We start from the raw sequence: 26,466 nt of genomic DNA, 5'->3' as shown, positions 1-26,466 counted from the left end.
TTGTTGAATAGACGACGAGAACAAACTCATCGCGCAAACCACCACAACCCCCTTGCGGCGGGGCCAGGGCCAGTGTCAGCGCGGCTTGCGTGGGCGAATGCCCAAGGCTTCCTTGTGTTTGTTGATGCGGTCCTTTTTGCGCTGGTCCATCTTCTCCATGGCCTTGCGCTTGGTGTAGCCGGTGGAATCAGCCCAGGCCCACCACAGCGCCGTGGCGGCAAAGGGGGCCAGCACCCACCACCACGACCATGTGGCCACAGGGCCGATCTCGAAATACTTGAGTGCCAGAATGAGAAGGGACAGACCCAGCAGATACATCGCTCTCTCCAAAAAATGCCGCGAAAAGCGGGATTGACCAAGGACAACTGCGTGTCAACCCAAGTCACTACAATCGCATTAAAAGCACTGTAACTCAACCACAGGAATTCCCACCATGAAGCGTTCCCTGATCACTCTCGCCTTGACGCTGTCGGTTGCGGCACCCGCGATGGCCGACCTGGCCTTGGCCACCTCCAAGAACTGCATGGCTTGCCACGCAGTGGACAAGAAATTGGTGGGCCCCGCCTACAAGGACGTGGCAGCCAAATACGCGGGTCAGAAGGACGCTGTGGACAAGCTGGCAGCCAAGATCATCAAGGGTGGCTCTGGTGTGTGGGGCCCGGTGCCCATGCCAGCCAATGCCCAAGTGAATGACGCCGAAGCCAAGAAGCTGGCCGCCTGGGTGCTGACGCAGAAGTAATTGGCTGAAGCCCAAGGGTTCCGGGTTTGACGCCCGATAGAACCCATGAAAAAAGCCGCGCACCATGTGACGCGGCTTTTTTGTGCCCGGACGCTTTGCAGCGGTGGAACCTGCGCCGGCTCCTGCAGTAGAGCGGGACTAAACGACAGGCGTCCCCAGCGCATGGCGGGAGCGCAGCTGCTGCTCCAGCTGCCCGACATAAGCCGCCGTGGTGTTGTCAGATTCCTCGGCGCGCGCGGCGAGCCGGGCTTCCAGGTGGTCCAGACGCGCCAGTACGGCTGCATGGGCTTGGCTGTGCTGGGCCTCCAGAAAGGCACGCAGCTCCGTGAAGCGGGACGCCTCGGCCTTGTCGGCCAGCTCGCGTTGCGCCTGCAGCTCTTTGGTGTGGCGACGGGTTTCGAGCAGCACCGATCCCTGCAGCGACAACACGTACGCCAAAAAGAAGATGCCCAACAACGTGGTGAGGGCCAGCATCAGCAGGCCAAGGGGTGCCTCAAACGACACCACGCCCAGCGATACGAGGGAGGGAGCCGCCAGCGTGGGCCAGTTCAGGGCAGCCAGTGCGGCGATGGCCAGCACGGTCAGCAGCAAAACGAAGGAACGCAGTTGCATGTGAGATCTCCGGTCAGCGGCGCCCGGCCACGATGACCGGCCACGCCATGCTGTCGTTGTAACGCATGCGCAGGGATTCACACGCTCCAGAGGAGTAATTGGAGATTGCGTCCTACAAAGCGCGCTGCGAGCCCGCCGGGTGAGCGGGCCCGCTGTTTCGATCACATACCGGGGTGATGATCAACGGGTTTTGGGGCCACGTCACATCGCTGCGCGATATGAGTGCCCCCAAATCCGGCAAGCGCTGCGCGCTGGCGCCGTTGCACGGCGCCTTCTGGATCAGTTGGTCTGGGCCAACTGATCCAGAATTGCCGGATTCTCCAGCGTGCTGGTGTCTTGGGTGATGGCCTCGCCCTTGGCGATGCTGCGCAGCAGGCGGCGCATGATCTTGCCGCTGCGGGTCTTGGGCAGGTTGTCGCCAAAGCGGATGTCCTTCGGCTTGGCAATGGGGCCAATCTCCTTGGCCACCCAGTTGCGCAGCTCGTTGGCGATCTGCTTGGCTTCTTCGCCCGTGGGGCGCGAGCGCTTGAGCACCACAAACGCGCAGATGGCCTCGCCGGTCACATCGTCAGGACGGCCCACCACAGCGGCTTCGGCCACGAGGTCGGTCTTGGCGACCAGGGCAGATTCGATCTCCATCGTGCCCATGCGATGGCCCGACACGTTCAGCACGTCGTCGATGCGGCCCGTGATGCGGAAGTAACCCCGGTCGGCACTGCGCACCGCGCCGTCACCCGCCAGGTAGTAGCCCTTGAGCTCTTCGGGGAAGTAGCTCTTCTTGAAGCGCTCGGGGTCATTCCAGATGGTGCGGATCATGCTGGGCCAGGGCTTCTTGATGACCAGGATGCCGCCCGAGCCATTGGGCACGTCGTTGCCCATTTCGTCCACGATGGCGGCCGTGATGCCGGGCAGGGGCAAGGTGCAGCTGCCGGGCACCAACGGTGTAGCGCCGGGCAGCGGGGTGATGACGTGGCCGCCGGTTTCGGTCTGCCAGAAGGTGTCCACGATGGGGCAGCGCTCGCCGCCCACGTTCTTGTGGTACCACATCCAGGCTTCGGGGTTGATGGGCTCGCCCACGCTGCCCAGGATGCGCAGGCTCGACAGGTCGGAGCGCGCGGGGTGTACCGCCTCGTCGGCTTCGGCCGCCTTGATGAGCGAGCGGATGGCGGTGGGGGCGGTGTAGAAGATGGTGCACTTGTGGCGCTCGATCATCTGCCAGAAGCGGCCCGCGTTCGGGAAGGTGGGGATGCCTTCAAAGATGATCTGCGTGGCGCCTGCCGCCAGTGGGCCGTAGGCGACGTAGGTGTGGCCCGTGATCCAGCCAATGTCGGCCGTGCACCAGAACACGTCGTCGGCGCGCAGGTCGAACGTCCAGTCCATGGTCATCTTGGCCCACAGCAGGTAGCCGCCGGTGCTGTGCTGCACGCCCTTGGGCTTGCCGGTCGAGCCGCTGGTGTACAGGATGAACAGCGGGTGCTCGGCACCCACGGCCACCGGGGCGCATTCGGTGCTTTGGCCTGCCAGTGCTTCGGCAAAGGTCTTGTCGCGCCCGGCCACCATGTTGCAGGCCGTGGCCGTGCGCTGGTAGACGAACACGTTGCGGATGGTGTCGCAACCGCCCATGGCCAGGGCTTCATCAATGATGGCCTTGAGCGGCAGCTCCTTGCCGCCGCGCATCTGGTAGTTGGCGGTGATCACGGTCACGGCACCGGCGTCGATGATGCGCTCGTGCACGGCCTTGGCGCTGAAGCCGCCAAACACCACGCTGTGCGTGGCGCCAATCCGGGCGCAGGCCTGCATCGCCACCACACCTTCGATGGTCATGGGCATGTAGATCAGCACGCGGTCACCCTTGGCCACACCGTGGGCCTTGAGCGCGTTGGCAAACTGGCTCACCCGGGCCAGCAGCTCTTTGTAGGTGATCTTGGTGACGGTGCCATCGTCGGCTTCGAAGATGACGGCGGTCTTGTTTTCGGTGGGGGTGCCGATGTGGCGGTCGAGGCAGTTGGCCGATGCGTTGAGTTCACCATCGGCAAACCACTGAAAGAACGGCGCGTTGGACCCGTCCAAGGTGCGCGTGAAAGGCTTGGTCCACTGCAGGTTGGCCTGTGCCTGGCGCGCCCAGAAGCCCTCGAAGTCCTTCTCGGCTTCGGCACACAGCGCCTCATAGCCCGCCATGCCGGACACGCGCGCGGCTTTGACAATGGCGTCCGAGGGCGGGAACACGCGGTTCTCAACCAGCACGGACTCGATGGCGGATGTGGGCGCACTCATGGTGTTGTCTCCTGGATCTAATGGGAATTGGAATTGGCCGGTACTGTCGGGCGCGGCACTTACAGGCCACTGACTGGCGCGAAGCTTACAGAGTACGCCATCGCGGCCCGCCGGGCGCAGGCTGCGCGGCCTCCCCCACGCCAGCGGTGAGGTCGTTCCCGGCGACGGGCCCGGGCACGACAGGCTCCGCCGAGCATGCCATCGCGAAGACATTCGCGCCCCCTAAAATGGCGCGTCCTGCAACCCTTTGCGAGTGCCATGTCCTCTCCCCAACACAAGCCCCCCGCGCCACTGCGCCCCCTGCCTTCGATGATCTTCGCCAGCCGGTGGCTGCAATTGCCGCTGTATCTGGGCCTGATCCTGGCGCAGGCGGTGTACGTCTTCCATTTCTGGGTGGAGCTGGTGCACCTGATCGAAGCCGCCTTTGGCAACACGACGGCCCTGCAAAGCCTGGTGTCCAGCATTGGCTACAAGAGCGATTTCCAGGTCACCGCGCTCAACGAGACCATCATCATGCTGGTGGTGCTGGCGCTGATCGACGTGGTGATGATCTCCAACCTGCTGATCATGGTGATCGTGGGCGGCTACGAGACCTTTGTCTCGCGCCTGCACCTCGAAGACCACCCCGACCAGCCCGAGTGGCTGAGCCACGTGAACGCCTCGGTGCTCAAGGTCAAGCTGGCCACCGCCATCATCGGCATCAGCTCCATCCACCTGCTCAAGACCTTCATCAACGCCGCCAACTACGACCTCAAGGTGCTGATGTGGCAGACCATCATCCATGTGGTGTTCCTGCTCAGCGCCCTTGCGATTGCGCTGACCGACCGTCTGATGTCGCACTCGTCCGACAGCCACTGAGCACGGCGGGAGTCCCTGGGCGGCGCGGCGCCGCTGCGTCTGCCCAGGGCAAAATATCAGTCAAAACCGCCCATAGCGATAGTGGAATATGCGCTGGCAGCTATCAAATTTGAAGTAATCACACTTCAGCAGGCAGCTCCCGGCAGCGCTCCCAGATTTCTCCTCAATCGGTAGGCACATTGCGGTGCAGACCCACCTGAAGGAGAAATCCATGCCCCCTCTGCACTCTCTCGTCCCAACCGCCGCCACGGAGCCAGCACCCGCCGCGGCGGACTCCCCCACTCCACCCACCGCCACCAGCCGCCGCCTGGCATTGAGCGCGCTGGGCTCCCTGGGCGTTGCCACCCTGTGGGGCTGCGGCGGGGGCGGGGACAGCACCAGCACCGACGCAGGCACTGGTACAGACTCCGGTTCGGGCACGAGCAGCGGCACCGGGTCGGGTTCGGGGTCTGGGACCGGCACGGGAACGGGCACCGGCACAACCACCACCTGTTCCGTGGTGCCCGAAGAAACCGCCGGCCCCTACCCTGCCGACGGCTCCACGGCAAGCAACAACACCTACAACGTGCTCGCGCTCAGCGGCATCGTGCGTTCGGACATCCGCAGCTCGGTGGGTTCGTCCAGCCAAGTCAGTGGCGTGCCGCTGTCCATCACCATCACGCTCACCAACACCAAGGCCAGTTGTGCACCGCTGTCGGGGTACGCCATCTACCTGTGGCACTGCACGCAGGACGGCAACTACTCCGTCTATTCCTCCAACAACATCGCCGACAACTACCTGCGCGGAGTGCAGGCCACGGATGCCAATGGCACCGTGACCTTCACCACCATCGTGCCAGGCTGCTATGCGGGCCGCATGCCCCACATGCACCTGGAGATTTACCCCACGCTGGCATCGGCGACGAAGGCCGCCAACAAGATCAAGACCACGCAGCTGGCCTTTCCTACCGCGCTGCTCAGCAGCATCTACAGCAGCAATTCGGGCTACAGCGCCAGCGTGCGCAACCTGGCCTCCATCACCTTCGCCACCGACAACGTGTTCAGCGACGGCACCGATCTGGAGATGACCACCATGCAGGCCAACTCCGGCGGTGGCTACTCCGCCAGCATCACGATCTCGATCGCGGTCTGAGCCCCCTCCCCATCGCTTCTTCCGCTTTCCACAAGAACACACCATGCACCAGATTCACACCCTTCTCGCCAGCCTGGCCCTGATCTCCCTGGCCGCCGCAACCCCCAGCCACGCCCAGCCCGCCCGCGGCACACCGCCCGCGCCGCCCCCTGAGGCCTACGCCGCCTGCAAGGGCAAGACCGAAGGCGCCTCCGTCACGCTCACCATGCCTGATGGCAAAACCCTGACCGGCACTTGCCGCACAATGGACGGCACCCTGGTGGCCATGCCCGCTGGCGGGCCCGGTGGCCCCGGCGCGGGTGGCCCGCCCCCCGCCCGCTGACCCACCATGCCGCCCCTGCGCTCCCTTGTCCCCGTGCCCCACCTGACGCTGCACCGCAAAGCCTTCATCGCCCTGGCCGCGCTGCTGCTGGCGCTGCTGCTGATCTTTGTGGGGTTCTCACGCCTGGGGCTGCAGCGGGGCCTGGGGCCGTATGTCGCCGAGATCGAGCTGGCCCGCATGGACTGGCTGGCCGAACGCCTGCAGTCTCACCACACCCAGACGGGCGGCTGGGACAGCCTGCGCGGGCAGCCCTCCCTGTGGGGACGGCTCACCCACCCGAGCGGCGGCTCGCGCGGGCCCGGCGGTTTCCGCCCGCCCAATGGCCCGCCGCCCGACCGCAGTAGCCCGTTTGCCGCGCCACCTGCGTCCCCTGCCCCCTCCGTGCAATCCGGCCTCTTGACGCAGCCTGCCAGCGCGGCCAGTGCCCCTGCGGCCAACGACAGCCAGGGTGGCCGTGGCACCGACCCGGGCAATGGCCCGCCCCCACGCCCGCCCAACGACGACCTGCGCCCCATGGACCGGGGCGCTGCGCCACCCCAGCGCCACCCGGATGACATCTACCCCCGCCTGGGCCTGCTCGATGCACAAGATCAGCTGGTCGCAGGCACTCCGCCCCAGCCGGGGGGCGCCCGCCTGGCATTGCGCGGCGCCAGCGGCCAGGTCATCGGCCACCTCGTGCTCGCACCGCCCCAGGGCGTGCGCAGCGAGGCCGACCAGGCCTTTCTGGTCCAGCACCTGGGCTTTGTGGCGTGGACGGGCCTCGCCGGGCTGGCACTGGCATTGCTGTTGTCGGGCTGGCTCGCACGGCGCTGGCTGGCCCCGGTCGAGGCCCTGGCCACCGGCGCACGCGGCATTGCGCAGGGCCACCTGCACACCCGCGTGCCCGTGCACGGCAACGACGAGCTGGCCCAGCTCGCACGCACCTTCAACACCATGGCCGAACAGCTGGGCAGCATCGAGGCCAGCCGCCGCCAGTGGCTGGGCGACGTGGCCCACGAGCTGCGCACGCCCCTGGCCGCCATGCGCGCCGAGATCGAGGCCGTGCAGGACGGCATCCGCCCCTTTGACGACAAGACCGCGCTGCGCCTGCACCGGCAGGTGATGCGCCTGATCCAGCTGGTGGGCGACCTGCGCGCCAGCCTGGATGCGGCGGGCACCAGCGCGCCCTCGGCCCAGGTGCCCGTGCACCCGCTGTCGCTCCTGGGCGAGGCGCTGGCCTCCATGCGCCCCCGTCTGGCGCAGGCTGGCATTGATGTGGACACCACCGGTCTGGACGCCCTGACCGCACAGGGCACTGCTCAGCCCGCACCCCTGGTGCGCGGCGACGCACAGCAGCTGCACCAGGTGTTTTTGAACCTGCTGGAAAACAGCCTGCGCTACACCGACGCTGCCGGCCTGCTGCGCATTGCGGCACGCCTGCTGCCACCGGCGGATGGAGTTCCGCAGCTGCAGGTGCAGCTGGACGACAGCGCGCCCGGCGTGCCCGCACACGAGCTGCCCCGCATCTTTGAGCGCCTGTACCGCGCCGAAACCTCGCGCAACCGCGACCACGGCGGCTCGGGCCTGGGCTTGGCGATCTGCCGCGCCATCGTGCTCGCCCACGGCGGCACGCTGACGGCCGAACCCTCCCCCCTCGGCGGACTGCGCATCACGCTGCAACTGCCCTTGCTGGACAACCCTTCATGAGCCCCCGCATCCTTGTCGTCGAAGACGAACCCGACATCGCCGCCATCGTGGTGGACTACCTGCGCCACGCGGGCTACACGGTGGAGCACCAGGCCGAGGGCCGCGCCGCGCTGGCGAGCATGCTCACCACGCCGCCCGACCTCACGCTGCTGGACATCATGCTGCCCGGCATCGACGGCCTGGAGATCCTGCGCCAGGCGCGGCGCCACACGCAGCACCCCATCATCATGCTCACGGCCCGTGTGGAAGAAGTGGACCGCCTCATCGGTCTGGAGCTGGGAGCGGACGACTACATCTGCAAACCGTTTTCACCGCGCGAGGTGGTGGCCCGCGTCAAGGCCGTGCTGCGCCGCACCGCTGCCGCACAAGAGCCGCCAGCCCACCAGACAACCACCGCCGCCTTGATGCTGGACGAATCGCACTGGCAAGCCACATTGCACGGCAGGCCGCTGGGACTGACCCGCCGCGAGTTCAAGCTGCTGCAGGTGCTGGCGCGGCAGACCGGGCGCATCTTCTCCCGGGCCCAGTTGCTGGACCAAGCCTATGACGACACCCTGGATGTGAATGAGCGCGCCATCGACAGCCACATCAAGAACCTGCGCAAGAAACTCAAGGCCGCCAGTGCGGACGGCAGCGACTGGATCCGGTCGGTGTATGGCGTGGGCTTTGCGCTGGACCCGACGGCGCCAGATTGATACTATTTTGATAGCAGCAGGCGCATATTCAATAAGCGCTACAGCCTCTTTTGCACCACATCGCGGCACGGATTCCACAGCACGGTTGCGCGGGTCGCTCACCGCAGCGCACGCCACAGGCCTACACCGCTCGCGGGCACCAGCGGGTGTGATCAAAGCCCACTCACCGGCTTTATCCACTGCCCCTCATGCCCGCATCCCCCAAGCCCGGCACCCCATCCTCGGCCCGCTCATCCGAACCCGCGCCCTCCCCATCACCCGGACTGCAAGGTGGCTTGGTGTACGTCAGCCCCACACTGCCGGGCATTACCCGGGTACGCTGCGGCGCCAAGGCGTTTCGCTACCGCCTGCCTGATGGCCAATGGCTGCAAGACCCGGCAGAGATCGATCGCATCCGGCGCCTGGCCATCCCGCCGGCCTACACCCAGGTGTGGATCTGCCCCCTGCCCAACGGACACCTGCAGGCCACCGGGCTCGATGCACGCGGGCGGCGCCAATACCGCTACCACGCCCTGTGGCGCCGGCAGCGGGACGAAGGCAAGTTCGAGCACATGCAGGCCTTTGGCCGGGCGCTGCCACGCATCCGGGCCCGCGTGGCGCGCGACCTGGCCACACCCCGCCGAGGCCCGGTGCTCACGCGCGAGCGGCTGCTGGCCACGCTGGTGCGCCTGCTGGACACCACTTTTCTGCGCGTCGGCAATGAGGAATACGCCAGCACCAACCGCTCGTATGGCCTGACAACGCTGCGCACGCGGCATGCGCGGCTGCAGGGCAACGAGCTGCGGCTGCGCTTTCGCGGCAAGAGCGGGGTGCAGCAAGAGACCACCCTGAACGACCCGCAGGTGGCCCGCGTGGTGCGCCGCTGCCAGCAGTTGCCGGGGCAAGAGCTTTTTCAGTATGCGGACGAGGACGGCAACCTGCGCACCCTGGGTTCTGGCGACGTGAATGACTACCTGAACGAGATCACCCGCACCGCTGGCAAGGCCGACGGCGAACGCTTTACCGCCAAGGACTTTCGGACCTGGCACGGAACCACGCAGGCGCTGGAGCTGACCCGGCTGGCCTGCACCGGTAATGGTACCGGCACCGATGCAGCCAACGCCTCGGACAAGGGCCTGCGCTACAGCGCCCAGGCCGTCCTGGCCGAGGTGGCCTACCAATTGGGCAACACGCCCGCTGTGTGCAAAAAGTCGTACGTGCACCCCGCCGTCCTTGCGCTGGGCGCACAGATCGCGTCCGACCCTAGCCCACGCAGCCAGCAGGTGTGGGCCCGCCTTGGCGGTGCCACATCACCCCGCGGCCTCAGCGCTGCCGAGCGCAGACTGCTGGCGTTTCTGAGCAAGCCTCGGGCATAGGGCCTGCACGAAGGAAATCAGCGCCCGACCATATCCCCCGGCACCACCCACTGGTCAAACTGCTCGCCCGTGACATGGCCCGACGCGATGGCAGCGGCACGCAGGCTGCTGCCCTCCTTGTGCGCCTTCTTCGCAATGAAAGCCGCCTTGTCGTAGCCGATGTGCGGATTCAGCGCCGTCACCAGCATCAGCGACTGCTCCACCAGATCGTTGATGCGCGCCTGGTTGGGCTCGATGCCCACGGCGCAGTGCTCGTTGAAGCTGGCCATGCCATCGGCCAGCAGGCGCACGCTCTGCAAGAAGTTGTGAATCACCATCGGGCGGAACACATTCAGCTCGAAGTTGCCAGAGGCCCCGCCGATATTGATGGCCACGTCATTGCCCAGCACCTGCGCGCACAGCATGGTCAGCGCCTCGCACTGCGTGGGGTTGACCTTGCCGGGCATGATGGACGAGCCCGGCTCGTTCTCGGGGATGGTGATCTCGCCCAGCCCGCTGCGCGGGCCGCTGGCCAGCCAGCGCACATCGTTGGCAATCTTCATCAGGCTGGCCGCCAGGGTCTTGAGCGCGCCATGGGCATGCACCAGCGCATCGCAGCTGGCCAGGGCCTCGAACTTGTTAGGGGCGGTAACCAGCGGCAGGCCCGTCAGGTCGGCCAGCTCCTTGGCCACGGCCTGCGCGTAGCCAGAAGGCGCATTGAGCCCCGTGCCCACAGCGGTGCCGCCCAGGGCCAGCTCGCACAGGTGCGGCAGCGCGGCGCGCACATGCTGTTCGCCATGCTGCAGCTGCGCCACCCAGCCCGAGATCTCCTGGCCCAGCGTGAGCGGGGTTGCGTCCTGCAGGTGTGTGCGGCCAATCTTCACGATGCCATCAAACGCCTTGGCCTTCGCCCCCAGCGTGGTGCGCAGGCCGTGCAGCGCGGGCAGCAGTCGGTGCATCAGCGCGTCCACCGCCGCCAGGTGCATGGCGGTGGGGAACACGTCGTTGCTTGACTGGCTCTTGTTCACCTCGTCATTGGGGTGAACCAGCCGCGCCTCGCCACGCGGGCCACCCAGCAGCTCGCTCGCGCGGTTGGCCAGCACCTCGTTCATGTTCATGTTGGTCTGCGTGCCCGAGCCGGTCTGCCACACCACCAGCGGAAACTCCTGCAGATGGCCGCCGCCAATCACCTCGTCCGCCGCCGCCACGATGGCCGTGGTCTTGGCTGCATCGAGCAGGCCCAGCGCGTGGTTCACATAGGCACTGGCCCGCTTGACCTGCGCCAGCGCGCGGATCAGTTCGGGCGCCATGCGCTCGCCCGAGATCGCAAAGTGGTGCAGCGAGCGCTGCGTCTGGGCACCCCACAGGCGGTCGGCCGGGACATCGATGGGGCCGAAGGTGTCTTTTTCGGTGCGGACTGCGGTCGGTGCGGGGGTGGAGGTTTTCACGGGTGGGCCTTGCCGCTCAACGAGCGAATGGGGGGTGGAACGAAACACCAGACCGCAGCATACCCACCCCGGGCCACGGCGCGCCAGCACCCGCTAGCACCCGCCACCACCCGCCATGGCCCCTGACAGGACCACGCAAGCCCGGCGGGGGATAATTCGGGGTTCGCGTTTTCCCTCAAACCCCCACCGCCATGACCACGACGACCATTCGCCAAGAAGACCTGATCGAATCCATTGCCGGCGCGCTGCAGTACATCAGCTACTACCACCCCACCGACTACATCGCCCACCTGGCCCGCGCCTACGAGCGCGAAAAGAGCCCGGCGGCCAAGGATGCGATCGCCCAGATCCTGACCAACAGCAAGATGAGCGCCACCGGCCAGCGCCCCATCTGCCAGGACACCGGCATCGTCAACGTGTTCCTGAAGGTGGGCATGGACGTGCGCTGGGAAGGCTTCACCGGCAGCCTGGACGACGCCATCAACGAAGGCGTGCGCCGTGGCTACAACCACCCCGACAACACACTGCGTGCGTCGGTCGTGGCCGACCCGCAGTTCGCCCGCAAGAACACCAAGGACAACACCCCCGCCGTGATCTTCACCGAGATCGTGCCCGGCAACACCGTGGACATCACCGTGGCAGCCAAGGGCGGCGGCTCGGAGAACAAGTCCAAGATGTACATGCTCAACCCCGGCGACAACGTGGTGGACTGGGTGCTCAAGACCGTGCCCACCATGGGCGCAGGCTGGTGCCCGCCCGGCATGCTGGGCATCGGCATTGGCGGCACGGCCGAGAAGGCGGTGCTCATGGCCAAGGAAAGCCTGATGGACGACCTGGACATGTACGAACTGCAGGCCAAGCAAGCCAGTGGGGCCGAACTCGACAATGTCGAAAAGCTGCGCCTGGAGCTGTTTGAAAAGGTCAACGCCCTGGGCATCGGCGCGCAAGGCCTGGGCGGCCTGACCACGGTGCTGGACGTCAAGATCAAGATGTACCCCACGCACGCGGCCAGCAAGCCGATTGCGATGATCCCCAACTGCGCCGCCACGCGCCATGCGCACTTCGTGATGGACGGCTCGGGCCCCGTGTACCTCACGCCCCCCAGCCTGGACCTGTGGCCCAACGTGGACTGGGCGCCAGACTACAACAAGAGTAAGAAGGTCAACCTGGACACGCTGACCAAGGAAGAAGTCGCCAGTTGGAAGCCCGGTGACACGCTGCTGCTCAACGGCAAGATGCTGACCGGCCGTGACGCCGCCCACAAGCGCATCCAGGACATGCTGGCCAAGGGCGAGAAGCTGCCTGTGGACTTCACCAACCGCGTCATCTACTACGTGGGCCCTGTGGACCCCGTGAAGGGTGAGGCCGTGGGCCCCGCAGGCCCGACCACCGCCACGCGCATGGACGGTTTCACCGAAATGATGCTGGCCCAGACTGGGCTGATCGCCATGGTGGGCAAGGCCGAGCGCGGCCCGGTCGCCATCGAGGCCATCAAGAAGCACCAGAGCGCCTACCTGATGGCCGTGGGCGGCGCCGCCTACCTGGTCTCCAAGGCCATCAAGACCGCCAAGGTCGTGGGCTTTGAAGACCTGGGCATGGAAGCCATCTACGAATTCGACGTGGTGGACATGCCCGTGACCGTGGCCGTGGATGCCGGTGGTACCAGCGCCCACATCACCGGCCCGGCCGAGTGGCAAAAGCGCATCGCATCGGGAGAGTTCAAGGGCATCGGCGTCGCTGCGGCCTGAAGCGCGTTTTTGTGGCAGGGCCCGCAAGGTGCCTGCTGCAACAAGGTGCAATGACAAAGAACCGCCTTCGGGCGGTTTTTTGTGGCCGCTCCGACACACATCCCTGCATCCGGTTCGGCAAAAATGCTGGCTCGATCCGACTCCTCTTTCTCGGCCTTTGCTGCCTCCACCATGCTTTTGAACCACGGGTTTGCACAGCCCCTTCAGCAGCCTCTGCGCGCCTTGCTGCTGACCACCCTGATCAGCGCCCTGCCCCTGGCGGCCAGCGCCAACCCGCCCATGGTTCCACAGCATGACGCGCAAACCGCCTTTGGCGGCGCGCTGCCGACCCGCGATGCCGCGCTGCTGGACGCCAGCATCGCATCCCACATCGAACGCCAACAGCTGCTGAACAGCCAGCACATGGCGGGCAGCCAACTGCGCACGCTGGACTTTTTCAACAAGACCTTCACCGTGCTCCGTGGGGGCAAGCGCACGGTGTTCGATGCAGAGCTGCTGGGTACCTGGTGGCCCGAAAGCAAGCGCTGGGCATGGGAGGCCGTAGAACGCGTGCCCGACCTGAAAGACCCGAAGCGCAAATCGTTTGCCACGGGCAGCGCACTCACGCGCCTGTATGGTCGTGAGCACGGCATCAACATCCTGCAGACCGAGACCACGCAATTGGCGAGCGAAGAGGCCGCCTGGTATCTGTGCGCACTCACCGCGCAACTCAACCAAGCCAGTGGCGTGCTGGTGAGCATCAGCAGCGAGCTGGTCGCAGGGGGCTCAGAGTGGCAGAAGGCCGTGGTCAAACGCTACTACCTGCTGTCGCACCCGAAAGTCACGGACGCACCCACCGGTGGCAGCAAGACCCAGTCGCCCGCACGCTGAGCCTTTTGCCTTCCCCCAGTGCTCTGCAGCTGCGCGGTCGGCGACGCAGCCAGAGGCGTAGCTCCAAAGCCCACGCTGCAGGCCATCCCCGTTTTCCTACAATCCAGCCTTTTGTCCAACCACGGGCTTCCTGATGCCGCAGGCCTCTTCTCCTATCGGTGTGTTTGACAGCGGCGTCGGCGGGCTGAGCGTGCTTCGCGCCCTGCTGGCCGCCATGCCCCACGAGCGCTTCGTGTACCTGGCCGACAGTGCCAATGCCCCCTACGGCGAGCGCGGCGACGCCTTTGTGGCGGCGCGCACCCACGCCATCACCGACTATCTGTGCCAGCAGCACCACATCAAGGCCCTGGTGGTGGCATGCAATACAGCCACGGCAGCCGCCATCCACGAGGTGCGCAGCAGCCATCCGGACTTGCCACTGGTGGGCCTGGAGCCCGCCGTGAAGCCGGCTTTGGCAGTGACCAAAACAGGGCATGTGGGTGTCATCGGCACCCGGGGCACGCTGACCAGCGCCAAGTTCGGCAAGCTCATGGCCTCGCTGGCCGACCAGGCCCATTTTGTGGTGCAGCCCTGCGACGGTCTGGCGCACGCCATTGAGCGCAGCGTGGCCCTGCCCGCCGCTGCCCCTGACAGCCCTGTCAGCACCACAGAGACCGGCGCGCTGTGCGAACGCTACGTGCAGGCCATGGGCAGCTTTGGCACGGGGCCAGGGCAGATGGACACCCTGGTGCTCGGCTGCACGCACTACATTTTTGTGGCCCACGAGTTGCGCGCACTGGTGGGGCCGGAGGTTCAGTTCATCGAGACGGGTGAACCTGTGGCACGCCAGACGCGGCGCCTCTTGGAGGCGGCCGACCTGCTCGCGTTACCACCGTCCGAGCAGCCCACCTCCCCCGAGGGCCCGGAGCCCGTACAACTGCTCACCACCGGCCCTGTCGCCATGATGCAGGCAGCGGCCCAGCGCTGGCTGAACCTGCCTGCCAGGCTCTGCCAGAGCGTGTCAGTGCCTTGATGGGAAAAAGACCGTTAGTGCAGGTTTTATAAGCGCTGACGGCTATCTTTTTTGGAGCACCATCAGCTGATGCACCTGATGCGCTGATAGTCCTGAATCCTCAGGAAGCGTCAGAGCCCCACAGCCGCGTACCCGCCTGCTCCAAATGGGTAAGGTACAGGCGCAGGTCGAATTCGTACTGGTGGTACTGAGGCTCCATGTGGGTGCAGAGCTGGTAGAAGGCTTTGTCGTGGTCCTTCTCGCGCAGGTGGGCCAGTTCGTGGACGACGATCATGCGCAAGAACTCTTCGGGTGCCTGCTTGAACATCGCGGCAATGCGAATCTCATGTTTGGCGGCCAACCGATTGCCCTGCACGCGTGACACGGCGGTGTGCAAACCCAGTGCATGGCGCACTACGTGGATCTTGTTGTCGAACAGCACCTTGTTGACCGTGCCTGAGTTCCGCAGATAGCGAGCCTTGAGCTCCTGCGCATAGTCATACAGCGCCTTGTCGCTGCGCACGGCATGCGCCTGCGGGTACTTGCGCAGCAGCACCGTGCCAAGCTTGCCCTGCTGCAACAGATCACGCGCCTGGTCCTGCAACGAAGCGGGGTAGGAACGCAGATAGGGAAGATCAGTGCTCATGGGCAACAAGGCGGCGATGGCCAGGACATGGGGTGGCGCGAACGCACATGCGCATTGAAGCGACGGGAGAAATCACCCACTACCTGGGAAGTATGAGTAAGGTGTGCCGCAGGGCTTGCCCCCACAAGCAGCGCATGCGCCGCAAGCCGGCGGCGCAGATCAGTGCAGGTGGCGCGGGCGACGGCCACCACCACCGCCGTGACCACCGCTGGGGCCGCCAGGGCCACGCGGCGGCTTGCCAATCTCCAGCGAGTTCACCAGGGCGTCGAAGCGCTGGCTGAACAGCTTATCGATCTCGGCGACCACGCCGCCGAGCTCGGCACCGTCAAAGTGGCGCTCCATCATGTTCACTACGTCTTGCACCAGCAGGTCACGCTGCACCTGCATGATGGCAGCGGGCGTGGGGCCGACGAAAAGCATCACGAAGTCGTCGCGTGACTCTGCGCCCTGCTCTTCCTCGTCTTCATCAAAGTCGGTGTCGTAGAAAGTGACCTCAATGGCTGCACCTTGCTCGGCCAGCTCATTGAGGCTCATGCACATCTCGTCGAGCGACTGGCGGAAGTCCTCATCGCCACGCACCGTCCAGCACATCTGCAGCAAATGCTCTTGCGCGTCGTACTTGATACCTGGCTCTTCTTCGTAGGCACTGGCGGCACCGTCGGCCAGCGAACGTGCTCCAGCGTACTTCCACAGCGGTTTGAGCGCCTCTTGAAGCTGGTCAAAACCGACATCAGCCCGCAGGAGGACCTGTCCGTGGACATGGATTTCAAAGGGAGCGTTGTAACTTGACATGATTGAATCGTAGTGGTGCCCCGAGCCGGGGTCGAACCGGCACGCCCCTTTTCAGGAAAGCGGCGGATTTTAAGTCCGCAGTGTCTACCAATTTCACCATCGGGGCGCCGGCTGCTGAGCGCATACCTGCGTTGCAGCGTAACCCGGGCAGCGCATGCGCGCAATGCCCTGTCGTATCTCTGGTCAGGACCGCTGTTTTGAAAACAGCGCGCCCCGTACCAGCAAGAAAAAAGGGAAGCCTAAGCTTCCCTTTTCAAATATGGAGCGGGAAAAGAGTCTCGAACTCTCGACCTCAACCTTGGCAAGGTTGCGCTCTACCAACTGAGCTATTCCCGCATTTTCTGATTTTCCCAACGTTTCCGTTAGTGCTTATCAGCAAGCCTCGAATTATATAACTCTTTTTGGCCGTATTCGATTGCAAGCCAAAAAATTTCTATCCAACCACCATTCCCTGAAACGATCTCTGCCTGCGCTCTCAGCCCTGAGAGCTTCGTCGCTTCATTGCCGCAGACCGTATCTGGAGGCGCGGTCCGGAGTCGAACCGGACTAACCGGATTTGCAATCCGGGGCATAACCGCTTTGCTACCGCGCCAGGAACTCTCATTCCTCTGACAAAAAAGGGAAGCAACTGCTTCCCTTTTTGTGGAAATTGGAGCGGGAAAAGAGTCTCGAACTCTCGACCTCAACCTTGGCAAGGTTGCGCTCTACCAACTGAGCTATTCCCGCATTTATCGAAGCCTTACATTGTACAACGTTTGCTGCGATGGAATGAATTGTAGCGCATTTTTTGGGGGTCCCCAAAAAATTTTGCTTCAATGTTTCAATCCATCGACGGTAGCGGACGACGCTGCGGCTTTGTCCGTCGACACAGCTACCGCTGCTGCTGCCACGGCGACCTCTTCGTCCGTCAGCGGCACGGGCTTGCTCTCCAGGGCCACCTCCAGTACCTTGTCGATCCAGCGCACTGGCACGATCTCCAAGCCGCTCTTCACGTTGTCGGGGATCTCTGCGAGGTCCTTCACGTTCTCTTCAGGAATCAGCACCGTCTTGATGCCACCGCGCAAAGCGGCCAGCAGCTTTTCCTTGAGGCCGCCGATGGCTGTCACCTCGCCCCGCAGCGTGATCTCGCCGGTCATCGCCACATCGCCGCGCACAGGAATGCCGGTGAGGGCCGAGACAAAGGCCGTAGTCATTGCGGCCCCGGCGCTGGGGCCGTCCTTGGGTGTGGCGCCATCGGGCACGTGGATATGGATGTCGCGCTTCTCGAACGTTTCGTCCTTGATGCCCAGCATGCGTGCGCGGCTGCGCACCACCGTACGGGCTGCTTCCACGGATTCCTTCATCACGTCGCCCAGGGAACCTGTGCGCGTGATCACTCCCTTGCCAGGCATGATGGCCGCCTCAATGGTCAGCAGATCGCCCCCCACCTCCGTCCAGGCCAAGCCCACCACCTGCCCCACCTGGTTTTGCAGTTCGGCACGGCCGTAGGTGTACTTGCGTACGCCCAAAAAGTCCGGCAGGTTGTCGGCGGTGACGACGACCTGAGGCTCCAGCTTCTTGAGCTGCAAGCCCTTGACCACCTTGCGGCAAATTTTGGACAGCTCGCGCTCCAGCGAGCGCACGCCCGCTTCACGGGTGTAGTAACGCACCATGTCACGCACCGCAGGCTCGGTGATGAGCAGTTCTACGTCCTTCACGCCATTGTTCTTGAGCTGCTTGGGCAGCAGGTACTTCATGGCAATGCTGGTCTTCTCGTCCTCGGTGTAACCCGACAGGCGGATCACTTCCATCCGGTCCAGCAGCGCTGGCGGAATGTTCATCGAGTTCGACGTGGCAACGAACATCACGTCGGACAGATCGAAGTCCACCTCGACATAATGGTCGCCGAATGTGTGGTTCTGCTCGGGGTCCAGCACCTCCAGCAGTGCGCTGGACGGGTCGCCCCGGAAATCCGTGCCCAGCTTGTCGATCTCGTCGAGCAGGAACAACGGGTTGCGCGTGCCGACTTTCGAAAGGCTCTGCAGCACTTTGCCCGGCAGTGCGCCGATGTAGGTGCGGCGGTGTCCGCGAATCTCGGCCTCGTCGCGCATGCCGCCCAGCGCCATGCGCACGTACTTGCGTCCGGTGGCTTTGGCAATGGATTGACCCAGCGAGGTCTTGCCCACGCCAGGAGGCCCCACCAGGCACAGGATAGGCGCTTTCACCTTGTCCACACGCTGCTGTACCGCGAGGTATTCCAGGATGCGGTCCTTGACCTTGTCGAGACCGTAGTGGTCTTCGTTGAGGACGCCCTCGGCATTCACCAGGTCGTGCTTGATCTTGGTCTTCTTGCTCCACGGCAGCGCGGTGAGCACGTCGATGTAGTTGCGCACTACCGTCGCTTCGGCCGACATGGGCGACATGAGCTTGAGCTTCTTGAGCTCAGCCTCTGCCTTCTTGCGCGCCTCAGCTGGCATCTTGGCGAGCTTGATCTTTTTCTCGATCTCCTCGATGTCCGCCCCCTCGTCGCCCTCGCCCAGTTCCTTCTGGATGGCCTTGACCTGCTCGTTCAGATAGAAATCGCGCTGGTTCTTCTCCATCTGGCGCTTGACACGGCCACGGATCTTCTTGTCCACATTGAGGATGTCCACCTCGCGGTCGAGCTGCTCGAACAGGTTTTCGAGTCGTGCCTTCACGTCCGACAGGTCCAGCACCACCTGCTTGTTTTCAAGCTTGAGGGGCAGATGGGCGGCGATGGTGTCCGCAAGACGGCCGGGATCGTCAATGCTGGAGATGGAAGTCAGTATCTCCGGCGGAATCTTCTTGTTCAACTTGACGTACTGATCAAACTGCTGCATCACAGCGCGCCGCAGGGCCTCAATTTCGCTGGGCTTGTTGGCGTCCGGCGTAGCCTCCACCGGCGTCACGGTAGCCATGAAGTGCGACTCCGCATCTTCAATCGATGCCACCAGCGCACGCTGCTGACCTTCCACCAGCACCTTCACGGTGCCGTCGGGCAGCTTGAGCATCTGCAAGATGGTGGAGACACACCCCACATCGAACATGTCCGCCACCGAAGGCTCATCCTTGGCTGCGGCCTTTTGGGCCACCAGCATGATGCGGCGGTCGGCCTCCATGGCCATCTCCAGAGCCTTGATGCTCTTGGGGCGGCCCACGAAAAGCGGGATCACCATGTGGGGGAACACCACCACGTCACGCAAAGGCAACAGCGGCAGGTCGAGGGGGGTAGCTGGCAGGGGGGTATGTCCGGACATGGAAATCCTCAAAGTGCTCTGTGGAAGTGGGTCCACATGTGGGGATTTTCAACCCTCGCACGCAGCCGTACTGGCGCAAGGGTTGATGGTTCGAAGGGCGGCCACAGGGCGCCCACTCCGGTCATCTCAGACCGCGTGAAGAAATCCGTCTGATCCATGGAGGCACCAGCGGACTTCTGCACGCCTCTTCTCAGGCCTTTTCAGGCCTTCTTGGCTGCTTCGCGGTAGACGAGCAGCGGCGGCTTGTTTTCTTCGATGGTGGACTCGTCCACCACCACCTTTTCGACGTTGCTGGTATTGGGCAGGTCGAACATGGTGCCAATCAGCGCTTGCTCCAGGATGGAGCGAAGACCCCGCGCGCCCGTCTTGCGGGCCAACGCCTTGCGTGCGATGGCTTTCAGGGCAGCCGGGCGAATTTCGAGGTCTACACCTTCCATGGCCAAAAGCTTGCTGTACTGCTTGACGAGCGCATTCTTGGGCTCGGTCAGGATCTGCACGAGCGCATCTTCGCTCAGCTCGGCCAGCGCCGTCACCACAGGCATCCGGCCCACCAGCTCAGGGATCAGGCCGAACTTGATGAGGTCTTCCGGCTCGATCTCGGTGAACACCTCGGTGAGGGAGCGCTGCTTCTTGCTCTTGACCGAAGCACCGAACCCGATGCCCGACGCCTCGGTACGGTTCTCGATGACTTTCTCCAGCCCGGCGAAGGCACCACCGCAGATGAACAGGATGTTGGTCGTGTCGATCTGCAGGAAGTCCTGGTTCGGATGCTTGCGCCCCCCTTGTGGCGGCACGCTGGCCATGGTGCCTTCGATGAGCTTGAGCAGCGCTTGCTGCACGCCCTCGCCCGACACGTCGCGCGTGATGCTGGGGTTGTCGGACTTGCGCGAGATCTTGTCGATTTCGTCGATGTAGACGATGCCGCGCTGGGCACGCTCGACTTCGTAGTTGCAGCTCTGCAGCAGCTTCTGGACGATGTTCTCCACGTCCTCGCCCACATAGCCAGCCTCGGTCAGTGTGGTGGCGTCGGCCATCACGAAGGGCACATCCAGCATGCGTGCCAGGGTTTGTGCCAACAGCGTCTTGCCGGAGCCGGTGGGGCCGATCAGCAGGATGTTGCTCTTGGACAGCTCCACATCGTCCTTGTGGGCCTTGTCCTTGTGGCGCAGGCGCTTGTAGTGGTTGTACACCGCCACGGCCAGTGTGCGCTTGGCAACATCCTGGCCAATCACATAGTTGTCCAGGTTGGCCTTGATCTCGACCGGCGTGGGCAGGTCGCTGCGGCCTTCGCGGGCCAGATCACCAGCTGGCAGTTCGTCGCGGATGATCTCGTTGCACAGGTCAATGCACTCGTCGCAGATAAAGACCGACGGACCGGCGATCAGCTTCTTCACTTCATGCTGGCTTTTGCCGCAGAAAGAGCAGTAAAGGGTTTTTTCGCTGGAAGAGCCTTTTTTCTCGGCCATGGGGGCAATGCCTTGCTTGTTTCGGAAAGTTGTCGGGATGATAACCAAATAAAAAACGGCGTCTTCCCCTCGGGAAAACGCCGCTTCGCCGCCCTCCGGCGATCAGGCGCGCTGGCTGATCACCTGATCGACCAGACCATAGTCCTTGGCCTCGTCGGCCGAGAGGAAATAGTCACGCTCCGTGTCGCGCTGGATCTTCTCCAGCGGCTGGCCGGTGCGCTCGGCGAGGATCTTGTTGAGCTGCTCGCGGGTCTTGAGGATCTCGCGGGCGTGGATCTCGATCTCGGTCGCCTGGCCTTGCATGCCACCCAATGGCTGGTGGATCATGACCTTGGAATTGGGCAACGCAAAACGCTTGCCCTTGGCGCCTGCCGCCAGCAGGAAGGCGCCCATGCTGGCCGCCATGCCCGTGCACAGGGTCGAGACATCGGGCTTGATGAAGTTCATGGTGTCAAAGATCGCCATGCCGGCACTCACCGAACCACCGGGCGAGTTGATGTAGAACGAGATGTCCTTGTCGGGGTTTTCGCTCTCCAGGAACAGCAGCTGTGCCACCACCAGGTTGGCCGTCTGGTCATTGACCGGGCCCACCAGAAAAATCACGCGCTCCTTGAGCAGGCGCGAATAGATGTCATAGGACCGTTCGCCACGGCCCGACTGCTCGATGACCATGGGGACCATGCCCAGGCCTTGTGTTTCCAATGCGCTCATGTATTTCTCCAGTCAAGCAGGTACTGTACCCAGAAATGAATTGGGGCTTGTGCACGAAAGCACAAGCCCCTGGTGTGTCTTGACGACCAGAACCGGGCAGTTGCACGAAGCAGGCCACCCGGCCCGAGGGCCTATCAGCCCTGCTGCGCCATCAGGTCGTCGAAGGAAATGGCCTTCTCGACCACCTTGGCCTTGGACAGCACGAACTCGGTCACGTTGTTCTCAATGACAACGGCTTCGACTTCAGCCAGGCGCTGGCGGTCGCCGAAGTACCAGCGCACCACGTCTTCGGGCTTCTCGTAGCTGGCAGCCAGCTCGTCGATATGGGCCTTGAGCTGCTCGGGCTTGGCCTGCAGTTCGTTGGCGCGCACCAACTCGGCCAGCACCAGACCCAGGCGCACACGGCGCTCAGCTTGGGGACGGAACACGTCTTCAGGGATCTCGGCCTTGTCGGCATCCTTGACGCCGCGTTGCTTGAGTTCAGCGCGAGCGCCTTCCATCAGGCGGGCGATTTCGGCCTGGATGCTGGCATTGGGCAGATCCAGCTCGGCCTTGGACACCAGGGCGTCCATCACGGCAGCCTTGTTGCGGGCCAGCAGGCGGAACTTGACTTCGCGCTCCAGGTTCTTCTTGATGTCAGCGCGCAGGCCTTCCACGGAACCGTCGGCGATGCCGAGCGACTTGGCCAGGGCGTCGTTCACTTCGGGCAGATGGGCTGCTTCGATCTTCTTGATGGTCACCAGGAAGTCGGCGGTCTTGCCAGCAACGTCCTTGCCGTGGTACTCGGCGGGGAAAGCCAGGGGGAACGTCTTGCTTTCGCCAGACTTCATGCCGCGCACGGCGTCTTCAAACTCCTTGAGCATCTGGCCTTCGCCGACCAGGAACTGGAAGTCTTCGGCCTTGCCGCCATCGAAGGGTTCGCCGTCGATCTTGCCTTCGAAGTCCACGGTCACGCGGTCACCGTCTTGCGCAGCGGCGTCCAGGGCGCGCTGGGCGAAGCTGCGGCGCTGCTTGCGCAGGATGTCCAGGGTCTTGTCGATGGCGCTGTCGGTCACTTCGGAGGACAGCTTTTCGACTTCGGCGTCCGACAGGTCAGCGATCTTGACTTCGGGGAACACTTCAAAGACGGCGTCAAACGTGACCTGGCCCTCGGGAGCGCCTTCCTTTTCGGTGATGCGGGGCTGACCGGCCACGCGCAGGTTGGCTTCGTTCGCAGCCACGGCAAAAGCCTCACCCACCTTGTCGTTCAGCACTTCGTACTGCACCGAGTAGCCATAACGCTGGGCAACCACGTTCATGGGCACCTTGCCGGGACGGAAGCCGTCCATCTTGACCGTACGGGCCAGGCGCTTGAGGCGCGTGTCCACTTCGGACTGGATCAGGGTGACGGGCACGCTCAGCGTGATCTTGCGCTCGAGCTTCTCAAGGGTTTCAACAGTAACGGCCATGGCTATTCCTCTTATGAATGTGGATCGTGCTGGCTGCAGCGCAGCAGCGCCGTGTTCCGCAAAGTCTCACATGGGTGGTGCGCGGGGGGGGACTCGAACCCCCACACCATTGCTGGCGTCAGGACCTAAACCTGGTGCGTCTACCAATTTCGCCACCCGCGCGGTTCTACAAACAAACAGGCGGCAAGCTGAGCTGCCGCCTGTGTGAAATCGGTCAACCTTCTATTTTACCTGATGCGGACGCCCTGCCGGTCAAGCAGCCCCAGGAACCTCTGGCGCAGGCCGCTTGACACGGAACCAGGCCGCGTACATCGCAGGCAGTGCCAGCAGCGTGAGCACCGTGGCCACCACCAGCCCGCCCATGATGGCCACAGCCATCGGGCCCCAGAACACGCTGCGCGACAGCGGAATCATGGCCAGCACCGCAGCCGCGGCCGTGAGCACGATGGGGCGCAAGCGGCGCACGGCCGATTCCACAATCGCATCCCATGCGGGCACACCCCGGGCGCGGTCCTGCTCAATCTGGTCGATCAGGATCACCGAGTTGCGCTGGATCATGCCCATGAGCGCGATCACGCCCAGCAGCGCCACAAAGCCAAACGGCCGATTGAGCAGCAGCAGCGCCGCCGCCACACCCGCCATGCCCAGCGGCCCGGTGAGGAACACCAGCATGGCACGGCTGAAGCTGTGCAGTTGCAGCATCAGCAGCGTGAAGGTGATGAACAGCATGATGGGAAGCCCCGCCGCGATGGACGCCGAGCCCTTGGAGCTTTCCTCCACGGCGCCCGCCACCTCAATGCGGTAACCCGTCTGGCCCGCCGACCGCCACTTGGCTTCGATCTCCTTGAGGGACGGCAGCAGCGCCGCCGTCACCGTCGCGCCCTGCAGGCCCTCGGTCACGTCGCCCTGCACGGTGATGGCGTAATCGCGGTTCTCGCGCCACATCACGCCGGGCTCCCAGGTGAACACGGGCTTGGCGATCTGGGTGAGCGGGATCGACTTGCCCGACGCCGTGGGCAGGTAAGCGTTGGCGATGTCGGTGATGGCATTGCGCTCATCCAGCGGCTGGCGCAGCAGGATGTCGATGAGCTTGTCGCCCTCGCGGTACTGCCCCACCTGGGTGCCCGACAGAATGGTCTTGGACGCCTGGGCGATGGACTGGCTCGTCACACCCAGGGCGCGCGCCTTGGCCTGATCCACTTCCAGGCGCAGCACCTTCACAGACTCGTTCCAGTTGTCGTTCACGCCGCGCATGTTAGGGTTCTGGCGCAACTGGGCCTTGACCTCGTCGGCACGCTCACGCAGCACCAGTGGGTCGGGGCCTACTACGCGGAACTGCACGGGGTACGGCACCGGTGGCCCGTTGGGCAGCAGCTTGACGCGGCCACGCACTTCCGGGAACTCTTCCGCCAGCAGCGCGGGCAGCTTCACACGCAGCGATTCGCGCACCTTCAGGTCCTGTGGCACCACGATGAACTGCGAGACGTTGCTCTGCGGGAACACCTGGTCCAGCGGCAGATAAAAACGCGGCACGCCCGAGCCCACCCAGGTGCTCACCGTGTTCACGCCCGGCTCGGACTGCAGGCGCTGCTCCACGCGCTTGGTGACGGCCTCGTTGCCCGCAAAAGAGGTGCCTTCCGGGAACCAGATGTCCACCAGGATCTCGGGCCGGCTGGAATCCGGGAAGAACTGCTGCTGCACCTTGCCCATGCCCACAATGCCCAGGGCAAAAGTGAGGATGGTCGCCCCGATGGTGATCCAGCGATGCTGCACGCACCAGTCCACCAGACGGCGGAAGCTGCGGTAAAACGGGCTGTCAAACACCTCATGCGGGTCGTCGGTGATGCCCTTGTTGGCCTGGGCGGCCAGCACATGGGGCGGCACCTTGAGCAGCAGCGTGCCCAGGTAAGGCACAAAGTAGACCGACACGAACCAGCTGAGCACCAGCGCAATCACCGTCACGGCAAAGATGGCAAAGGTGTATTCGCCCGTGGTGGACTTGGCCAGTCCGATGGGCAAGAAGCCCGCCGCCGTGATCAAGGTGCCCGTGAGCATGGGCATGGCCGTGATCTCGTAGGCGAAGGTGGCGGCGCGCACCTTGTCATAGCCCTCTTCGAGCTTGAGCACCATCATCTCCACCGCAATGATGGCATCGTCCACCAGCAGGCCCAGCGCGATGATCAGCGAGCCCAGCGAGATCTTGTGCAACCCGATGCCCCAGTACCACATGGCCAGGAACGTGACGGCCAGCACCAGCGGGATGGTGATGCCCACCACCAGCCCCGGGCGGGGGTCGATGTACCAGCGCTTCCACAGCGGATTGTTGCCAGGGCGTTTGTGAAATCCCAGGCTGATAAAGCTCACCGCCAGCACGATGACCACAGCCTCGATCAGCACCTTGACGAATTCATTCACCGAGGTGGACACCGCCTTGGGCTGGTCCTGCACGTTGACCAGCTTCACACCGGCCGGCAGCGTGGCGCCGATGCGGTCGGTGGCCGTGTGCAGCGCCTTGCCCAGCGCAATGATGTCGCCGCCCTTGGCCATGGAGACGCCCAGCGCGATTACCTCGCGGCCCTGGTGGCGCACCTTCACGCCCGGTGGGTCCACATAGCCGCGCTGCACTTCTGCAATGTCGCCCAGGCGCAGTTGCGCGCCCGAGGGGCCACGGATCGGCATCGCGCGCAGGTCCTCGATGGCCTTGAACTGGCCCTGCACGCGCACCTGCACCTGGTCTTGGGGCGTCTGAATGGTGCCCGCGCTCTCCACTGCGTTCTGCTGGCCCAGCTGAGCGAGCACCTGGTTCATGTCCAGGCCCAGTTGCGACAAGCGCTTTTGCGAGATCTCGATGAAGAGCTTTTCGTCCTGCACGCCAAACAGCTCGACCTTGGCCACATCGGGCACGCGCAGCAGCTGCTGGCGCGCGTCATCGGCGAACTGCTTGAGCTCGGCGTAGCTGAAGCCCTCGGACTCCAGCGCGTAGATCACGCCATACACGTCCCCGAAGTCGTCATTGAAGAACGGGCCCTGGATGCCCTGCGGCAAGGTGTAGCGCATGTCGCCCACCTTCTTGCGCACGCTGTACCAGACATTGGCCACGTCGCCGGGCTTGGAGGAGTCCTTGATCTGGAAAATGATCTGCGACTCGCCGGGCTTGGAGTAGCTGCGGATCTTGTCCGCGTAGGGCACCTCTTGCAGCGTGCGCTCGATCTTGTCGGTGACCTGCTCGGCCACCTGCTGGGCCGTAGCGCCGGGCCAGTAGGTGCGCACCACCATGGCGCGGAAGGTGAACGGCGGGTCTTCGTCCTGTCCCAGCTGGAAGTAGGCTGCAAAGCCCAGCAGCATCAGCACCACCATGAGGTAGCGGGTGAGCGCGGGATGGTCGAGCGCCCATTTGGAGAGGTTGAACCCCTCTTTGGGTTGGATTTGCGTCATGGCGG

The 26,466-nt window shown here is 64.2% G+C and carries 21 protein-coding genes and 5 tRNA genes; 10 read left to right on the top strand and 16 right to left on the bottom strand.

The genetic code is table 11. From position 1 onward, the window contains the following. Positions 1–75: 75 nt before the first annotated feature. A complete protein-coding gene (locus tag DNK89_RS17285) occupies positions 76–318 on the bottom strand; it encodes a TIGR04438 family Trp-rich protein (RefSeq protein WP_015014826.1) in 243 nt (80 codons plus the stop codon). A gap of 115 nt (positions 319–433) precedes the next feature. Here DNK89_RS17285 and DNK89_RS17280 point away from each other — a divergent pair, with 115 nt between their 5' ends. Next, positions 434–739, top strand: coding sequence for a c-type cytochrome (locus tag DNK89_RS17280; protein ID WP_015014827.1), 306 nt, complete (start codon positions 434–436; stop codon positions 737–739). A gap of 138 nt (positions 740–877) precedes the next feature. Here DNK89_RS17280 and DNK89_RS17275 read toward each other — a convergent pair whose 3' ends face one another. Continuing rightward, positions 878–1,351 (bottom strand): LapA family protein, encoded by a 474-nt coding sequence (locus DNK89_RS17275; protein WP_110961111.1) that lies wholly within the window; start codon positions 1,349–1,351, stop codon positions 878–880. A gap of 279 nt (positions 1,352–1,630) precedes the next feature. Then, positions 1,631–3,625 carry an acetate--CoA ligase gene (gene acs, locus DNK89_RS17270; protein WP_110961110.1) on the bottom strand — a complete coding sequence of 665 codons (1,995 nt, stop codon included), beginning with the start codon at positions 3,623–3,625 and terminating at the stop codon, positions 1,631–1,633. Positions 3,626–3,883: 258 nt separating this feature from the next. Here acs and DNK89_RS17265 point away from each other — a divergent pair, with 258 nt between their 5' ends. From DNK89_RS17265 to DNK89_RS17240, 6 genes are all read left to right on the top strand, one after another. Continuing rightward, positions 3,884–4,483 carry a TIGR00645 family protein gene (locus DNK89_RS17265; RefSeq protein WP_060984978.1) on the top strand — a complete coding sequence of 200 codons (600 nt, stop codon included), beginning with the start codon at positions 3,884–3,886 and terminating at the stop codon, positions 4,481–4,483. Between the two features lie 211 nt (positions 4,484–4,694). Further along, positions 4,695–5,615, top strand: coding sequence for an intradiol ring-cleavage dioxygenase (locus DNK89_RS17260; RefSeq protein WP_110961109.1), 921 nt, complete (start codon positions 4,695–4,697; stop codon positions 5,613–5,615). 43 nt (positions 5,616–5,658) lie between these two features. Beyond that, the gene (locus DNK89_RS17255; RefSeq protein WP_110961108.1) at positions 5,659–5,937 is read left to right on the top strand and encodes a hypothetical protein; all 279 of its coding nucleotides are present in this window, start codon (positions 5,659–5,661) and stop codon (positions 5,935–5,937) included. A 6-nt stretch (positions 5,938–5,943) separates the two neighbouring features. Further along, the gene (locus tag DNK89_RS17250; protein ID WP_203422349.1) at positions 5,944–7,623 is read left to right on the top strand and encodes an ATP-binding protein; all 1,680 of its coding nucleotides are present in this window, start codon (positions 5,944–5,946) and stop codon (positions 7,621–7,623) included. Further along, entirely contained in the window at positions 7,620–8,318 is a 699-nt protein-coding gene (locus DNK89_RS17245) for a response regulator (protein ID WP_110961107.1), read from the top strand. The genes DNK89_RS17250 and DNK89_RS17245 overlap by 4 nt, the downstream gene beginning before the upstream one ends. Before the next feature lie 188 nt (positions 8,319–8,506). After that, entirely contained in the window at positions 8,507–9,673 is a 1,167-nt protein-coding gene (locus DNK89_RS17240; protein WP_110961106.1) for a DNA topoisomerase IB, read from the top strand. Positions 9,674–9,690: 17 nt separating this feature from the next. Here the strand turns inward: DNK89_RS17240 and fumC are convergent, their stop codons facing one another. Beyond that, positions 9,691–11,100, bottom strand: coding sequence for a class II fumarate hydratase (fumC, locus tag DNK89_RS17235; RefSeq protein WP_110961105.1), 1,410 nt, complete (start codon positions 11,098–11,100; stop codon positions 9,691–9,693). 191 nt (positions 11,101–11,291) lie between these two features. Here fumC and DNK89_RS17230 point away from each other — a divergent pair, with 191 nt between their 5' ends. The 3 genes from DNK89_RS17230 to murI all read left to right on the top strand — a co-directional run bounded on the left by DNK89_RS17230 (position 11,292) and on the right by murI (position 14,730). Continuing rightward, positions 11,292–12,848 carry a fumarate hydratase gene (locus DNK89_RS17230; protein ID WP_110961104.1) on the top strand — a complete coding sequence of 519 codons (1,557 nt, stop codon included), beginning with the start codon at positions 11,292–11,294 and terminating at the stop codon, positions 12,846–12,848. Between the two features lie 171 nt (positions 12,849–13,019). Next, positions 13,020–13,718, top strand: coding sequence for a DUF6882 domain-containing protein (locus DNK89_RS17225; protein WP_153064294.1), 699 nt, complete (start codon positions 13,020–13,022; stop codon positions 13,716–13,718). A gap of 133 nt (positions 13,719–13,851) precedes the next feature. Next, entirely contained in the window at positions 13,852–14,730 is an 879-nt protein-coding gene (gene murI / locus DNK89_RS17220) for a glutamate racemase (protein ID WP_110961102.1), read from the top strand. A 100-nt stretch (positions 14,731–14,830) separates the two neighbouring features. Here murI and DNK89_RS17215 read toward each other — a convergent pair whose 3' ends face one another. The 12 genes from DNK89_RS17215 to DNK89_RS17160 form a co-directional block, all read right to left on the bottom strand. Further along, the gene (locus DNK89_RS17215; protein WP_110961101.1) at positions 14,831–15,355 is read right to left on the bottom strand and encodes a M48 family metallopeptidase; all 525 of its coding nucleotides are present in this window, start codon (positions 15,353–15,355) and stop codon (positions 14,831–14,833) included. 159 nt (positions 15,356–15,514) lie between these two features. Next, positions 15,515–16,147 carry a DUF6806 family protein gene (locus tag DNK89_RS17210; protein ID WP_015014841.1) on the bottom strand — a complete coding sequence of 211 codons (633 nt, stop codon included), beginning with the start codon at positions 16,145–16,147 and terminating at the stop codon, positions 15,515–15,517. 13 nt (positions 16,148–16,160) lie between these two features. After that, positions 16,161–16,253 (bottom strand) — tRNA-Leu (locus DNK89_RS17205). 154 nt (positions 16,254–16,407) lie between these two features. After that, positions 16,408–16,483: transfer RNA gene (locus tag DNK89_RS17200), tRNA-Gly, on the bottom strand. 182 nt (positions 16,484–16,665) lie between these two features. After that, a tRNA-Cys gene (locus DNK89_RS17195) sits at positions 16,666–16,739 on the bottom strand. Between the two features lie 58 nt (positions 16,740–16,797). Continuing rightward, positions 16,798–16,873, bottom strand: a tRNA-Gly gene (locus DNK89_RS17190). A gap of 86 nt (positions 16,874–16,959) precedes the next feature. Continuing rightward, positions 16,960–19,401 (bottom strand): endopeptidase La, encoded by a 2,442-nt coding sequence (gene lon, locus DNK89_RS17185; protein WP_110961100.1) that lies wholly within the window; start codon positions 19,399–19,401, stop codon positions 16,960–16,962. 200 nt (positions 19,402–19,601) lie between these two features. Then, positions 19,602–20,867: an ATP-dependent Clp protease ATP-binding subunit ClpX gene (gene clpX / locus DNK89_RS17180; protein ID WP_015014884.1), complete on the bottom strand. Its 1,266-nt coding sequence runs from the start codon at positions 20,865–20,867 to the stop codon at positions 19,602–19,604. A gap of 102 nt (positions 20,868–20,969) precedes the next feature. Continuing rightward, complete coding sequence (gene clpP, locus DNK89_RS17175; RefSeq protein ID WP_015014885.1) at positions 20,970–21,578, bottom strand: ATP-dependent Clp endopeptidase proteolytic subunit ClpP; 609 nt, start codon at positions 21,576–21,578, stop codon at positions 20,970–20,972. Positions 21,579–21,712: 134 nt separating this feature from the next. After that, on the bottom strand, positions 21,713–23,026 hold the full coding sequence (tig, locus tag DNK89_RS17170; protein WP_015014886.1) for a trigger factor: 1,314 nt from the start codon (positions 23,024–23,026) through the stop codon (positions 21,713–21,715). A 75-nt stretch (positions 23,027–23,101) separates the two neighbouring features. Further along, positions 23,102–23,188: transfer RNA gene (locus tag DNK89_RS17165), tRNA-Leu, on the bottom strand. Between the two features lie 90 nt (positions 23,189–23,278). Continuing rightward, positions 23,279–26,461, bottom strand: coding sequence for an efflux RND transporter permease subunit (locus DNK89_RS17160; RefSeq protein WP_110961099.1), 3,183 nt, complete (start codon positions 26,459–26,461; stop codon positions 23,279–23,281). Between the last annotated feature and the right edge of the window lie 5 nt (positions 26,462–26,466).

This window comes from Acidovorax sp. ST3 (assembly GCF_003231145.1).
Lineage (GTDB): Bacteria > Pseudomonadota > Gammaproteobacteria > Burkholderiales > Burkholderiaceae_C > Acidovorax.
This window is presented reverse-complemented; position numbering and strand designations above follow the sequence as displayed.